Genomic DNA, 13947 nt, shown 5'->3' on the forward strand with positions numbered 1-13947 from the left:
CTCGAGCGGGGGGACCCCCGTCGTGGGAACGGTGACGCGCGGGACGACCAACCCCAACCGGCTCCGCCGCATGGACCGCTGGATCGCGGCCGTGCACGGCGCCGAGCTGCGCCGCGCCGCCGAGCCGGTGGCCGTCGACCTCGGCTACGGCGCCGCCCCCTGGACGGCGGTCGAGCTGCTGCACCGGCTGCGCACCGCCGCTCCACGCGCGCGCGTGGTCGGCGTCGAGATCGAACCGGCCCGGGTCGCGGCCGCGAAACCGTACGAGCGCGACGGACTCGTCTTCCGGCACGGCGGCTTCGAGGTTCCCGTCCCGCGGCGCCCGCACCTCATCCGCGCGGCGAACGTGCTGCGGCAGTACGACGAGGGAGAGGTCGCCGCCGTCTGGGAGCGGCTGCGCGCGCGGCTCGCCCCGGCGGACGGGCACTCGCGCGGAGGGCTGCTGGTCGAGGGCACCTGCGACGAGATCGGCCGCCGGCACGTATGGGTCGCGCTCGGCCCGGAGGGCCCCCGCACGGTGACCTTCGCCACCCGGCTCGGCTCTCTTGACCGCCCGTCCGACCTGGCCGAACGCCTCCCGAAGGCGCTCATCCACCGCAACGTCAGGGGCGAGCCGGTGCACGCCTTCCTGCGCGACTTCGACCGCGCCTGGGCGAGCGCGGCGCCGTACGCCTCATACGGCGCCCGGCAGCGCTGGATCCGCACGGTGCGCGACCTGGCGGCCGACTGGCCGGTGACGGACGGTCCGACGCGATGGCGGCAGGGCGAAGTGACGGTCGGCTGGCGGGCGTTGGCGCCGCGCGACTGACTGACCGCTGTCGGGCGCGCGGCAGTTCGCACATCCGCCGTGACCTGCGGGGAACGATCTTTGCGGGTCGTTCGTCACACAGACGGGGAGATCGCCGGGAGATCGCCACACCTCTGTCGCTTTGCGCCGAGTCGTGGCACGATCACCCGAGCGTCCATATGTTACTGACGGTTAACCAGCTGGGGGGGGCGGAGTATGGGACGGGGCAGGCACAGTGTGCTCGCGGCGGCCGTGACCGTGGTCTGCGCGGTGACGCTCCTGGGAGCACCCGGCACCGCCTTCGCACGCGCGTTGCCGGACCCGACGTCGCCTGCCGCATCCGCTTCCCCGCCCCCGCCCTCCCCCTCCGTCACGCTCGCGCCCGACCAGGATCTCGAGGCCGTCCGCACCAAGCTGGACAAGCTCTACCACGACGCGGCCGTCGCCACCGATGCCTACAACCTGGCCGACGAGAAGGCGAAGAAGCAGTCCGCCGAGATCACGGACCTGAACCGGAAGATCGCCGACGAGCAGGGGAAACTCGACGGGCTGAAGGACCGTGCCGGCGCCGCGGCCAGCGCCCAGTACCGCACGGGCGGTCTGCCGCCCCAGGTCCAGCTGATGCTCGGCAACGACCCGCAGGACTTCTTCGACGGGGCCGGCCAGTTGCTCCAGAGCCAGCGTGCGACCAAGAGCCTGATCGAGGAAACGACCCGCGCCCAGCAGGACTTGAAGCTGTACGCGGACGACGCCGCCGAGCGCCTGCGGGAACTGGAGGCGGGCCGCAAGGCCAAGGCCGCCGCGAAGAAGCGGATCAAACAGCGGATCAAGGAGGCCAAAGAGCTCGAGGCCAAGCTGGAGAAGCGGCAGCGCGAGCGCCTCGCCGAACTGGAGCGGCAGGCCGCCGACCAGGCCCAGTCGGCCTGGCTGAGCACCGGGATCCTCGACGAGCTCAAGGGCAAGGCCTCCCCGGCGAGCAGGAAGGCGGTCGAGTTCGCCACGGCACAGCTCGGCAAACCGTACGAATGGGGCGCCGTGGGTCCGCGGACGTACGACTGCTCCGGCCTCACCTCCCAGGCCTGGGCGGCGGCCGGCCACCCCGTCCCGCGCACCTCGCAGCAGCAGTGGCGGCAGCTCCAGCGCGTGAACATCAAGGACATGAAGCCCGGCGACCTGATCATCTACTTCGACGACGCCAGCCATGTCGGGATGTACGTCGGCGACGGCACGATCGTCCACGCCCCGCGGCCCGGGCGAACGGTGACCCTCGCCGGAGCGGGCTCGATGCCGATCCTGGGAGTCGTACGACCCGCCACGGAATGAACCCCCACGGACTGAACCCCCACGGCGGGACACGGGCCGATCCCCCACGGACCAGCCCCCTCGCCCTCCCCCGGTGACCCCGGCCACGTGACCGATCGCACCCCAGGTCGCCGCCAAACCCACGGGTGACGTGACCTTCGTCATTCCGGCCCCGGCGCCGCCGTGTCCAACTCCGGTAGGGATCGCGGCATATGACAACGGCGAAAGCCGGAGCGACGCGCCTCACACCATTCCCCCGCGGCGCCCACTACCGCTAATGTCCCCGTCGGCGGCCCGAGGTCCCTCGGTACCCGCCATGCCCTCGGGGGGAGGGAAGGAACCCAGGACAATGCCCGTGCCCGTACCGCGGCAGAGGACAGTCCCGGCCGCGGAGTGCGACCAGGCACAGACCGCGTCCCACGGCGACGGCACCTCCGCAGCGAAGGCCCCGCGTAAGGAAGCAACGGTCGAGAACGACAACCGCGCCGCCACCCCGGCCAACACGACCCAGCTCACGCTGCTGCTGATCGAGGACGACCCGGTCGGCTCGCCGATGGTGCCCGAACTGCTCGACTCGTCCGGCAAACCGATCCGCGTGCGCAGGGCCCGCAACCTCACCGAGGCCGGGCGGCTGCTCACCGACGACGTCCACTGCATCCTGCTGGACCTCGCGCTGCCCGCGCCCGGCCGGTCCGCGGGCGACGACGACGAGCTCGCCGTGCTCAGGCACGTGCTCGAACTCGCGCCCCGGCACGCCGTCCTCGCGCTCACCTCCTCCGGTGACGCCGAGCGCGCCGCCCAGGCCGTGCGGGTCGGCGCCCAGGACTACCTGTTCCGCGACGAGCTGGACGGGCGGCTGCTGAGCCGTGCCATCCGCTACGCGGTGGAGCGCAAGCGCTCCGACTCGGCCGAGCGCAGGCTCGCCGAGGGCCGGCTGCGCGCGCAGGAGAACCGCCGCCTGGAGCGTGGCCTGCTGCCGACCCCCCTGCTGGACGGGTCCACGCTGCGCTTCGCCGCCCGCTACCGCCCCGGCCGCTCGCGCGCGCTGCTCGGCGGCGACTTCTACGACGCCGTCCGCACCCCCGACGGCACCGTGCACGCCATGATCGGCGACGTCTCCGGGCACGGACCCGACGAAGCGGCGCTCGGCGTGGAGCTGCGTATCGCCTGGCGGGCGCTGACCCTGGCGGGGCTGTGCGGGGACGAGCTGCTGGGCACGCTCCAGCAGGTGCTGGAGCACGAGCGCTCCGACGACGAGATCTTCGCGACCCTGTGCGCGGTCGACATAGCGCCCGACGGGCGCCACGCGGGTCTGTGCCTGGCCGGCCACCCGTCACCGCTGGTGATCACTCCCGGCCGGCCCGCCCGGCTGCTGCCGTACGAGAACAACGGCCCCGCCCTGGGCCTGCTGCCCGGCGCCCGCTGGCCGCGGATGCAGGTGCAGCTCGGCGCCGAGTGGAGCCTGATGCTCTACACCGACGGCCTGATCGAGGGCCGGGTCGGGGACGACGGTGAGCGGCTGGGCCAGGACGGCATGGTCGACGTGGTCCGCCGCCAGCTCGACCAGGGGCTGCGCGGGGAGGGGCTGCTGCGGGCGACGGTGAATGAGGTGCGCGGGCTCAACGGCGGCGAGCTCACCGACGACGTGGCCGTGGTCCTGCTGGACCGGGAGCCGTAGCCGACCGGCGCGGGGCGTCGTCGACCCCGGGGGTCACCGGCCGCCGTTGTAGGGGCCGTACGGGCCGTCGCTGCTGCTGCCGCGGCGGCGCCCCCAGCCGTTCCCGCCGGAGACCTGCTTGAGCGCGGGCCGGACGTCGACGATGTAGACGATGCTCGCGATGACGCCGATGATCGGCAGGAACGAGAAGATCGAGAACAGGTAGCTCACGGCGAGCGCGATGCCCAGGATGATCAGCCAGAACACCTTGTTCTGTTTGTCGGCCGCGCGGAAGGCGTCCTCGCGCCGGAACGCGGCGTCGAACAGCCCGAACGCTGCCAGGGCCATCAGGACGATCTTCAAAATCCCCAGGAGCCCCTGGAAGCCCAGCATCAGCATGTTGCCCACCGCCCGTTCTCTCCCGATTCCTACGCCGCCACCGTACCCGTAGAACGGGCCGGACACCCCAAGGGTGCCCGGCCCGGGTGCCTGTCGCCCATACGGGTGAGGCGTTCCGGCGTGTCGCCGCCTCCCGGCGCCGCCTACGGGGCGGGCGGGGTGGTCTTCTTCGCCGTGGGCGGGGCCTTGCGCACGCCCGGGCCCTTCTTCGCCTGGTTCTTCTTGGCCGTGATGGGCGTGGCCTCGGCCGGCCCCTCCTCCTTGACCACGACCGGCTCCGCCTTCGGCTCGGGCCCGGGCTCGACCGCGACGGCGAGCTCCTCGACCTCCTCGGCGATGTCCTCGATGCCGTCGGCGGCCTGGCCGCGCCAGGTCCGCACGGTCTGCTCGCCGTGCTCGGCGACCTTCTCATAGGTCTCGCGGGCCTTGACGGCGTACTCGGCGGCGACGCCGACCCCGCGCAGGGCGAGGTCCTGGGCGCTCTCGCCGAGCCTCTTCAGGTCGGCGTCGAGGTTGGTGCTGAGCCTCTTCAGGTCGGTGTCCAGGTAGTTCAGGAAGCCGTTGACCCTGGTCTGGAGGTTCTCCTGCGTCTCCCTGACCCGGAGACCGGCCTCCTTGGCGCGGGCGGTGGCCCGCGCCTGGACGGCCTTCGGGTCGGTGTTGCGCACCGCGTCGATACGGGCCGGGGCGTCGGCGCGCAGTTGCTCCACCAGGGCGGGCACCTTCTTGGCCTGCTGGAGGGCCAGATCCGCGGTGCCCGCGGCGAAGTAGAGCGGCGTGGGGTCGCTGAGGGTCTTGCGCAGGTCGTCGGTGATGGCCATGGAGATGGTCCTCCCGGATCGCTTGTGGCTGAGGGTTCTGGGTTTCCGCGGTGGCCGGGCCTGGCGCCCGGCCCCTGCGGGCCGTGCCCGTGGGATCGCTGGGATCAGCCCGCCGCCTCCCGCGGATCGGCGTCACTGCCGCCGGACGTGCGGGTACCGCTCTGCCCGTCGGGGGCGGGCCGGACGGGTATGGAGCCCTGGTCGGCGCCGGCGCCGTCGTCCGCCGCGCGGGTGCCGTGGCCGGTGGTGCCAACGGTGTCGCCGGTGCCGTCCGTCTCGGCGGTCCCGAACCCGTTCTCCTTGCGGAAGGACTCGTAGATCTGGAGCAGCACCTGCTTCTGCCGCTCGTTCAGCGACGGGTCGGAGAGGATGACGGCGCGCGTCTCCACGTCGTCCCGGTCCCGCTCGGCGTCGAGGATCCCGGCCCGCACGTACAGCGTCTCCGCGGAGATCCGCAGCGCCTTGGCGACCTGCTGGAGCACCTCCGCGCTCGGCTTGCGCAGCCCGCGCTCGATCTGGCTCAGATACGGATTGGACACCCCGGCGGCATCGGCGAGCTGCCGCAACGACAACTGCGCGTTGCGCCGCTGCTCGCGCAGATACTCACCGAGATTGCCGACGTTGAGCGATGCCATGCCTCCACCTTGCACCACCACCGCTAACAATTGCAAGCAACCCGCTTGCAAGAGTGCGCTGTGCCGGTGACGGGAGGCCACCGGAGATCCATAATCCGGCCATGGACATCTCGGACGAGGGCCTGGAGCCGGCCCCCAGGTGGCAGGAGGCCGCCAACAACCTGTGCGGCGTCCTGCGGGGACGCCGCACTTCGGCCGTGGCCGGGCACTTCGTCGGGGCCGGCTGGACGTCCCGTTCCTTTCGACGGGCCGGACACCTTGCTGAACGGTGTCGTCGACCCGGGCAGGCTCGATCTCCTCACGACGCTGCTGTCACGGAATCACCGGGCGAGGAGCTTCGGGTTGACCTTCACCTTGGGGGAGGTCGGAGCATCGAGGGGCCGGGCGATGTGCCCGGTGTGAGGGGGCGGGCATGGGGTTGCTGACCATCGGGGCGTTCGCGAGGGCGTCCCGGCTGTCGCCGAAGGCGCTGCGTCTCTACGACGAGCTCGGCCTGCTGACCCCGGCTCGTGTGGACCCGGTGACCGGCTACCGCCTCTACGCACCGGAACAACTGGACCGGGCCCGGCTGGTCGCCTGGCTCCGGCGTCTGGGGATGCCGCTGACCCGCATCCGGCACGTCTGCTCGCTGGAGGCGGCCGCGGCGGCCCAGGAGATCCGCGCGTTCTGGGCCCGGGTCGAGGCCGACACCGCCGCACGGCGTGACCTGGCCGCCTTCCTCATCGACCACCTGTCCTGGAAGGACCCTGCCATGTCCCCGACCACCAGGCCCCTGGGCATCCGTTACGCCGCTCTGTCCGACACCGGCCTCGTCCGCGAGAGCAACCAGGACACCGCCTACGCCGGGTCCCGCCTGCTCGCCGTCGCCGACGGCTACGGCAGCCAGGGAGCCCCCGCGAGCGCGGCCGCCGTCGACGCGCTCAAGCACCTCGAAACCGACAGCATCCCGGCGGGCAGTCTCCTCAATGTCCTGGAGGACGCGATCGAGCAGGCCCAACGGGCCGTTCACGGCATCGCGGGGGCCGGTTCGTCCCCCGAAGAGGCCGGCACCACGCTCACCGCGATGCTCTGGACCGGATCGCAACTCGCCCTCGTCCACATCGGCGACTGCCGCGTCCACCTCCTGCGCGACACGGAGCTGTTCCAGATCACCCACGACCACACCATGGTGCAGACGATGGTGGACGAAGGACGCCTCAGCCCGGAGGAAGCCGCCTCCCACCCCCAGCGGTCGCTCCTGATACGAGCCCTGGGCCAAGGAGCCGACGGCACCCCCGACATGCGTCTGCACGACGCCCGGCGAGGAGACCGCTACCTGCTCTGCTCCGACGGCCTGTCGAGCGTCGTGCCGGCCGAAGAGATCCAGCGGGTGCTCTCCGAGACCGGGGAGCCGGAGCGGACGGTCCGCGAACTCGTCGCCCTCGCCAACGGCTCCGGCGGCCCGGACAACGTGAGCTGTGTGGTCGCCGACGTCGTGGAGCTCGGCTAGGCCAGAGCCCGCGCCAGGTACGGGTTTGCCGTGGCTCGGACCGTCAGGCCCAGGAAGCCCGTGGCCTCGGCGAGGGTCATCGCGTAGGAGTCGACGGCTCGGCGGACGTTCGGGGCGTCCAGGCTGGCGCCGGTGACCAGGCGGTCCAGGTCCACGTAGGCGGAGCGGACGGTCTCCAGTCGGTGGTACACGCGCCAGTCCTGGCGCCAGCCGGCCGTGTACTCGGCGGGCAGGCGGCGTTCCCAGCGACTGAACATGCGCTCGCGGATCTCCGGGCGGGTCGGTGTGAGGTGCATGTGGCGGACCAGGTCGTACAGCGGGTCGCCGATCAGGGCCATCTCCCAGTCGATGACGGTGAGGGCGAGGGCGTCCTCGCGGCGTACGAGGTTCCACGGGTTCAGGTCGCCGTGCAGGAGCGACGGGCAGCGGGGGCTGACCCAGAAGCGGGAGAGGATCTGCCGGAGCCGGGACGCGCCGGGCAGGCCGAGGAACCGGGCCAGCTGCCGCGACTCCTTGGGCAGCTTCTCCACCAGGAGCACGAGCTGGTCGCACAGCCAGGTGAAGAAGGCCTCCTTGCCCGCGACCGGGTCGAGCTCCCGGTAGTCCACGCCGGTCAGCGCGCAGAGCTGGTCGACGAGCGCGTCCGCCTCGTGCGGTCGCAGGCCGTGCTCCGGGTGGCTGGGCGGACGGTCGGGGTCCTCGGGGCCGACGTAGGTGTGGATGGCGCAGGGTTCCCCCCGGTGGCTGCGGCCCAGGGCGAGCACCTTCGGCGCCGCCACGGGGACGCCGGACTGCTCGATGGCCCGCAGCACGGCATGCTCGCTGAGGAAGCTCGGCTCACGGCGGCAGACGTTCGCCACCTTGCGGCGTACCACCACCGGAACATCCGACTCGGGCACGCGGACCACCGAGTTGAGGTGGGTGGTGCCCTTGAGGACCCATCTGGCCGGGGCCGTCCCCTCGGCGAGCAGCGCGTGGCGGATCGCGGAGCCGGGGAAGTCGGGCCGCTCCGGAAGGCGCGGGTCCCACGACCAGGAGACCGTCTCCGCGGCCTGCCTGGCACCGCCGGTCCGTCCCGCCGTCCGGGAGGCCCGCCAGCGGAAGAGGATGCGTTCGATCTGCGCGGTGTCCGGAACGTTCCTGAGGCCGAGCGGTTCGGCGGCCGTCTCCAGCGCCCGCTGGACGGAGGCCGTCGCCTCGTCCAGGCTCTTCTGGTCGGGCGCGTCCTCCAGGGCCCTCGCCGCCCGCATCACGTCCGGGTAGACGGACTGCGCCCGCTCGAAGGCGACGTAGTGCCGCAGGTCGTTGCCCAGGCCGTTGACGGAGGCGGGGCGGATGTGGCTCATGGCCTCGGCCCAGGCGTCGATCACCTCGTGCCACTGGTGGCCCGGATACTGCATGCGGACCAGGTGCGTGGCGAGGTCGTGCAGCGGATCGCCGTAGGTCGCCAGCTCCCAGTCGACGCAGATGAGGGCCGGGTCACCGTCGTAGGACATGATCAGGTTGTCGCGGTGCAGGTCCGCGTGGAGCAGGCTGTACGGCCGTCTGGCCATCGCGGGCACACGCTCGGCCAGTTGGACCAGGGCGTCCTCGGGGATGCCCAGGGCCGCGAACAGCCCACCGAAATCCTGCCAATTGGCCTGCCTGATCTGCCGGTCCGCGAGCCGCGCCAGCGTCTGCAGGAACGCCTGGCTGTCCTTGTCGTTGCGCGGCCACTCGGACGGCAGCGGGGGCAGCACCTCCCTGCGGACCTGGGTCATCCGGGCGAGCAGTTCCGCCAGCGCCTTGACCAGCAGCGTGTCGACCGGCTTGCCGTTGCCGCAGACGCTGGAGAGCGGAACGCCCTCGACGTAGCTGTGGATCGCGAAGGAGTCCTGCTTGACCAGGCACTCCGGAACGTTGGGCAGCACGCCTCTGACGGTGTCGAGGATGTCGGCCTCGTCCCTCCAGGTCCTGATCACCACGGGCAGCACCCGGGCCCGGCGGATGCGCACCGTCACCGACGTGCCGGCCTCCCGGCCCAGCAGCCGCGCCATGCGTTCCGTCAGCGGCAGCACGTGGTTCTGGTTGTGGTGGCCGCTGCTCGCCCGGCCCAGCCTGGCGGCGAGCCGCACGAACGCCCTGACGTCGCGGAGGGCGTGTTCCCCGAGAAAGGGACGGGGAGGAGGTGCGCCCACGGCCGCTCCAGTTGCTCAAGTGCTCAGAAGTGATGGTGTGAAAAAAGGTACGCCACGCCCCATAAAGGACACGATCGGAGCGCACCCGGCGTCGGCACAACGGGTGGTGTGCCCCTGCCTGTGGTCTCCGGACTGCGTCGCACCGTCGAGGTCGCCTTCACGCCACCTCTTGCGTGCCATACGTGAGAAACGGAGCTGTCGCTCATGCGGTGCGCGCATGCTACCGGACAGCGTGTGGCGGAGGTGCCGCCGCGTCATTCCGACAGCAGTGCCCACACGGACTCGAACCACGACTGCATCGAGGTCACGAAGACCGACCCCGGCGAGTCGGCGTTCGCGTCGCGCACGTGATGGGTCAGGGTCGACCCAAGACCCAGCACGTCGAGCGCCCTGACCTCCTCGCCGGTCTCGAGCACCACGGGGCGTTCGATCACCTCGTACGGCCCGAAGAGGACCTCCGTGCCGTTGAGGACGTAGAGCTTGAAGGCCGGGGTCAGCGGTGCGTGCCGGATCTGCACCTCGACCGCGGGCACCAGTTGTTCGGTCCGCAGTTCGCGCAGTACACCGCGCAGCGAGTCGGTGTGCCGCCGCGTGATGGCGAGCAGGCGGTCGTGCAGGCGGGGGGCGTTCTCGTCGTCCATGGCCCGCGGGTAGGGCAGCGGCAGCGACGTGGCCGGCAGGAGCATGCGCAGCACGATGCTCTGCGGCCGGATGAAGCCGCCCCTGATGCGTTCCGCCTGGAGCCGGATGTGCGCGTCCAGCGACTCCGACGTCAGCGTGTAGACGTCCAGCCGAACGTCGGGCTGTTCGAACGCCTCACTGATGAGCGGACCCAGCGTGACGCCACGGGCCGACCGGGTGGCCTTGGCCGCCGAGGACTGTATGCGCTGGTTCTTCTTGACGCGGGTGCCGCTGCCCCGCCGGGACTCCGTCCAGCCCTCGTTGCTCAGCTCCCGCAGCACCCGCTGGACGGTGTCCCTGGAGACGCCGAACTCCTCCGCGAGATCGCGCTGCGAGGGCAGGAAGGAGCGCACGGGGTACCTGCCGTCCGCCATCCGGGCCCGCAGCTCGTCGGACACCCGGCGAAACTCCCTGCCCCCGCCGTCGATCGCGCGTTCCTCGCCCACACCCTGACCGTACCGCCGACGGACCGCCAACAAACCGGCCTTTCGGGTCTGTTGGCAGTCAATCCGGCCTGCCGCGTTAAGCGATCAGCCGGGCAGGGGACATCCATTCCAAGACAACCAGCCCAATTGGCCTGCTGGTTGACCGCCTCACTGAAACTGGAAGGGTTGGTGGGGAACGTGGTCCTGCTGCAACTGCTCCGGATCCTGGGGGAGTTCCTCCTGACAAACGAGTCACGGGCCCGGCTGGGCGTGCTGGGCCCGGCCCTGCTGGTCGCGGTCACCGTGGGCATACGGGCCCGCGACACCCGGGTCGCGGTCGGTGCGGCCGTCGCCTTCACCCTGCTGATGACTCAGGCCTGAACCGGCGGGACGCCCAGGCCCCGCAGGATCCTCAGTACCGGTTCCAGGGAGTCCACGACCACGGTGGCGCCCGCCTCCCTGAGCAGCTTCTCCTTGCGGGCGTTGCGGGCGTAGCCGAGGAAGCGCACACCGGCCCGCAGGGAGGCCTCGTGGTCGGTGGGGGTGTCGCCGATCATCAGGGCCCGGCCGGGAGCCGTGCCCGTGGCGCTCAGGGCGCGGTTCAGGCAGTGCGGGTCGGGCTTGAGGGGTTCCAGGTCCCGGGTGCGCCCGTACACGTGGGGGGCGAAGCAGTCGCCCAGGTCGCGGCCGTCAAGGTACTCGCGCACCACGAGGGGCGAGTTGTTGGTGGTGATGGCCAGGCGCGAGCCCAGGGCCTTCCAGGTGCGTATCAACGGGTCGGCGTACGGGGTGGGTTGCGCGGAGGGGACGGCTCGCCGTTCCTCCTCGGTCAGTCGCGCCTCCAGCTCCGTGACGAGGTCGCTGCCGGGGTGCCGGCGGTCCACGGCCCGCAGGACGACGTGCGGGTCGAGCGACTGCCGTTCGGAGCCGGTCAGCAGGCCGTGCAGGCCCTGGCCCTCCAGCCACCGCACCAGTTCGTTCGCCACCCGCTCCGCCGAGTGCCCGGCGAACAGCCGGCAGATCGGCCCGTCGAAGTCCCAGAGCACGACATGGGCATCCGCGATCAGATTCCGCAGTTCCTCGGTCTCGTTCCCGGTCTCGGCTGTCACCGCTTCGGTCTGCGTCGTATCAGAAGTCACTAGGAGAGTGTCAGATCCGACGTGATGGTTTCCCAGAGGGCGTCGAACCACTTCTGCGATTCCGCCACGAACGCGGCGTCGCGCTGCCCGGTCGCCCTCTCGAAGGAGAACAGCAGGGACTCCGTGCCGAGGACGTCGTACATGTCCAGCGTCCCGTCGTCCGCCCACTCCTCGCGGCGGGTGATCATGTAGTACGCCATCAGCGCCTCCGCGCCGTTGAGCAGGTACAGCTTGACCGGCGGGGTGAAGGGCAGCGCCCGGAAGGTCACGCGGACGTCGATGCCGTGGGTCGCGCGCAGAGCCTTGAGGTTGTGGCTCAGGACGTGCCCCTGGGCGTTGCGCTGGGCGAGCCAGCGCTCGTGGACCGGGTCCTCCTGGCCCGGCCGGTCCACCGAGACCGGGAAGGCCAGGTCGATGTTGCGGGACGGCAGCAGAATGCGCACGTCGATCGACTCGGGGCGCAGCCGGCCCTCGTGGATCAGGCGCAGGGGCTCGCCGACGGCGATCATCAGGGACTCGGCCGTGAGGCAGGCCGCGTCGATCCTGACCTGCGGGGCGGAGAAGGCCTCCACGAGCCGGGGCGCGAGGCCGACCATCGTCGGCTGCGGCTCCGCGCGGGCGGCGACGGGCACGGCGACGCGCGGCGGGCTGCCCTTGGTGACGTTGCTGAGCAGGCCGTCCTCCTGGAGCACCCGCAGCGCCTGGCGCACGGTGCCGCGCTCCACCCCGAACTCCTCGGCGAGTTCGGCCTGCGTGGGCAGGCGGTCGCCCGGCCGGAGCTCGCCGGAGCGGATCCGGTCCCGCAGTGTGTCGGCGATCTCCTGGGGCGAGCTTCTTCTGCTGCCGTTCACGGCCACGCTCTCCTGGTTCACAACCAAACGCTACAACTTTGACCCATCTAAAGGGAGTTGTTTGAAACTTGTTTATGGATGGCAGCCAAGTGGGGACATCTAAAGCATAGTTGGTCACCAACTTGATTGAGTTGGCAGAAGTATTGCCCTCTCTCCGACACCCCCCACGCCCGTCCCGGCCCGTCATCGTCCGAAGGGGGAACCACCGTGCCTGCTCTCGCTCTTGTGTCAGCCATCTTCGTCGTCGGCTTCGAGGAACTCGTGCAGTGGAAGTACGGCGCGATGGGCATCGTCGGCCTGCTGCTGCTCACCGTCGGCCTCAAGGCCAAGAACCCGACCCTCAGCTCCGTGGGGGCCGTGGTGCTGGCGATGCTGCTCGCGGGGCCCGCCCTGTGACACGCGGGTCCCCGGCGGCCGGGCCGCTTTGCGTGGGAGGCGTCAGCTCGTGAGCAGCAGCTCCGAACTGATCGTCTCCCACAGTGCGTTGAACCACACGTGGGACTGCTCGACGAAGGTGGTGTCCCGCGCCCCCGCGCCCTGCTCGAAGGCGAAGAGGATCGACCGCGTGCCCTCCGCGTCGTACAGCTCCAGCGGCTCCTGGTCGATCTCCTGCTCACGCCGCCGCAGCGTGTAGTACGCGAAGAGCGCCTCCCTGTCGTTGAGCAGGTACAGCTTGACCGGCGGGGTGAAGGGCAGCGCCCGGAAGCTCACATGCACGTCGATCCCGTGGCTGGCGCGCAGGGCCAGCAGGTTGTGCTTGAGCACCTGGCCCTGGGCGTTGCGCTGGGCCAGCCAGCCGCGGCGCAGCCGGCCCGCGTCGGAGGCGTCCACCGGCGCCGGGAAGGCGAGGTCGATGTCCCGGCTGGGCAGCAGCACGCGGACGTCGACCTTGGCCGGTTTCAGTCGCCCGGCGTGGATCTGCCGCAACGGCTCACCGATGGCCAGGGTGAGCGAGATGGCGGTCAGGCACAGGGCGTCGATGGCGACATGGGGGGCGTCGAAGGCGGCCGCGATACGGGGCGCGAGCGCGGCCGTGGTGGGCAGCGGCGGGGCGGCGGGGCCGGTCAGGGCCCCCACCGGGCCGGCCGCGACGGTCGCCGGGCTCCCCTTGGACACATTGGTGAGCAGGTGCTCCGACTGGAGGATGCGCAGGGCCTGGCGCACGGCCCCGCGCTCGATGCCGAACTCGTCGGCCAGCTCGGCCTGGGTGGGCATGCGCTGGCCCGGCCGCAGCACTCCGGTCCTGATCCGACGCCGCAGCTCGTCGGCCACCTCGCGGTGTGACCTCTGTGGCCGCTGTGACCTCTTCCGTCCATTGACGGAGGCATGTTCCGGGTCCACGGCCAAACGGTACAACTTCCCGCCATCTTCCGGCAGTTCCCTGGAAGGTGGTTATGAGCCGCTTCCAAGCGGAGATAACAGCAGTGAAGTTGGTAGCCAACTTGAGCGACATGGCCAGACCTTCCAAGTGTTGGCCACCAGGTGACGGTTGGTACGTACGACCGTGCTCCCTTCCGGAGGGGAGCCGGGAGCCCGGTCGGTCGGCACGCCAACGGGGAGCGGAAGCCGGCATCGGCACCGCGC

At 71.2% G+C, this 13947-nt stretch carries 14 protein-coding genes; 6 read left to right on the forward strand and 8 right to left on the reverse strand.

The window, feature by feature from the left end:
- Positions 1–22 precede the first annotated feature (22 nt).
- From ACF09J_RS33480 to ACF09J_RS33490, 3 genes are all read left to right on the forward strand, one after another.
- Positions 23–808, forward strand: a complete 786-nt coding sequence (locus ACF09J_RS33480) for a class I SAM-dependent methyltransferase (RefSeq protein ID WP_392309236.1) — start codon at positions 23–25, stop codon at positions 806–808.
- Between the two features lie 195 nt (positions 809–1003).
- Positions 1004–2110 carry an NlpC/P60 family protein gene (locus ACF09J_RS33485; RefSeq protein ID WP_392309237.1) on the forward strand — a complete coding sequence of 369 codons (1107 nt, stop codon included), beginning with the start codon at positions 1004–1006 and terminating at the stop codon, positions 2108–2110.
- 328 nt (positions 2111–2438) lie between these two features.
- Positions 2439–3767 carry a PP2C family protein-serine/threonine phosphatase gene (locus ACF09J_RS33490; RefSeq protein WP_392309238.1) on the forward strand — a complete coding sequence of 443 codons (1329 nt, stop codon included), beginning with the start codon at positions 2439–2441 and terminating at the stop codon, positions 3765–3767.
- A gap of 33 nt (positions 3768–3800) precedes the next feature.
- Here the strand turns inward: ACF09J_RS33490 and ACF09J_RS33495 are convergent, their stop codons facing one another.
- The 3 genes from ACF09J_RS33495 to ACF09J_RS33505 all read right to left on the reverse strand — a co-directional run bounded on the left by ACF09J_RS33495 (position 3801) and on the right by ACF09J_RS33505 (position 5601).
- Positions 3801–4145 (reverse strand): DUF2516 family protein, encoded by a 345-nt coding sequence (locus ACF09J_RS33495; RefSeq protein WP_390829755.1) that lies wholly within the window; start codon positions 4143–4145, stop codon positions 3801–3803.
- A gap of 143 nt (positions 4146–4288) precedes the next feature.
- Positions 4289–4966: a hypothetical protein gene (locus ACF09J_RS33500; RefSeq protein ID WP_392309239.1), complete on the reverse strand. Its 678-nt coding sequence runs from the start codon at positions 4964–4966 to the stop codon at positions 4289–4291.
- 104 nt (positions 4967–5070) lie between these two features.
- A complete protein-coding gene (locus ACF09J_RS33505; RefSeq protein WP_392309240.1) occupies positions 5071–5601 on the reverse strand; it encodes a helix-turn-helix domain-containing protein in 531 nt (176 codons plus the stop codon).
- Between the two features lie 412 nt (positions 5602–6013).
- Here ACF09J_RS33505 and ACF09J_RS33510 point away from each other — a divergent pair, with 412 nt between their 5' ends.
- Positions 6014–7090: a MerR family transcriptional regulator gene (locus ACF09J_RS33510; RefSeq protein WP_392309241.1), complete on the forward strand. Its 1077-nt coding sequence runs from the start codon at positions 6014–6016 to the stop codon at positions 7088–7090.
- Here ACF09J_RS33510 and ACF09J_RS33515 read toward each other — a convergent pair.
- Positions 7087–9267, reverse strand: coding sequence for a phosphotransferase (locus tag ACF09J_RS33515; RefSeq protein WP_392309242.1), 2181 nt, complete (start codon positions 9265–9267; stop codon positions 7087–7089). The two genes, ACF09J_RS33510 and ACF09J_RS33515, sit on opposite strands and share 4 nt — an antisense overlap.
- Before the next feature lie 254 nt (positions 9268–9521).
- Entirely contained in the window at positions 9522–10394 is an 873-nt protein-coding gene (locus tag ACF09J_RS33520) for a winged helix-turn-helix domain-containing protein (RefSeq protein ID WP_392309243.1), read from the reverse strand.
- A 168-nt stretch (positions 10395–10562) separates the two neighbouring features.
- Between ACF09J_RS33520 and ACF09J_RS33525 the strand changes: the two genes are divergently transcribed.
- Positions 10563–10754 (forward strand): hypothetical protein, encoded by a 192-nt coding sequence (locus ACF09J_RS33525; protein WP_392309290.1) that lies wholly within the window; start codon positions 10563–10565, stop codon positions 10752–10754.
- Here the strand turns inward: ACF09J_RS33525 and ACF09J_RS33530 are convergent.
- Entirely contained in the window at positions 10745–11512 is a 768-nt protein-coding gene (locus tag ACF09J_RS33530; RefSeq protein ID WP_392309244.1) for an HAD family hydrolase, read from the reverse strand. The two genes, ACF09J_RS33525 and ACF09J_RS33530, sit on opposite strands and share 10 nt — an antisense overlap.
- The gene (locus tag ACF09J_RS33535; protein WP_392309245.1) at positions 11512–12390 is read right to left on the reverse strand and encodes a winged helix-turn-helix domain-containing protein; all 879 of its coding nucleotides are present in this window, start codon (positions 12388–12390) and stop codon (positions 11512–11514) included. The genes ACF09J_RS33530 and ACF09J_RS33535 overlap by 1 nt, the downstream gene beginning before the upstream one ends.
- A 180-nt stretch (positions 12391–12570) precedes the next feature.
- Between ACF09J_RS33535 and ACF09J_RS33540 the strand changes: the two genes are divergently transcribed.
- Positions 12571–12759, forward strand: coding sequence for a hypothetical protein (locus tag ACF09J_RS33540; protein WP_392309246.1), 189 nt, complete (start codon positions 12571–12573; stop codon positions 12757–12759).
- Between the two features lie 42 nt (positions 12760–12801).
- Here ACF09J_RS33540 and ACF09J_RS33545 read toward each other — a convergent pair whose 3' ends face one another.
- The gene (locus ACF09J_RS33545) at positions 12802–13710 is read right to left on the reverse strand and encodes a winged helix-turn-helix domain-containing protein (protein WP_392309247.1); all 909 of its coding nucleotides are present in this window, start codon (positions 13708–13710) and stop codon (positions 12802–12804) included.
- Between the last annotated feature and the right edge of the window lie 237 nt (positions 13711–13947).

Source organism: Streptomyces sp. NPDC014889, assembly GCF_043081205.1.
Taxonomy (GTDB): Bacteria; Actinomycetota; Actinomycetes; order Streptomycetales; family Streptomycetaceae; genus Streptomyces.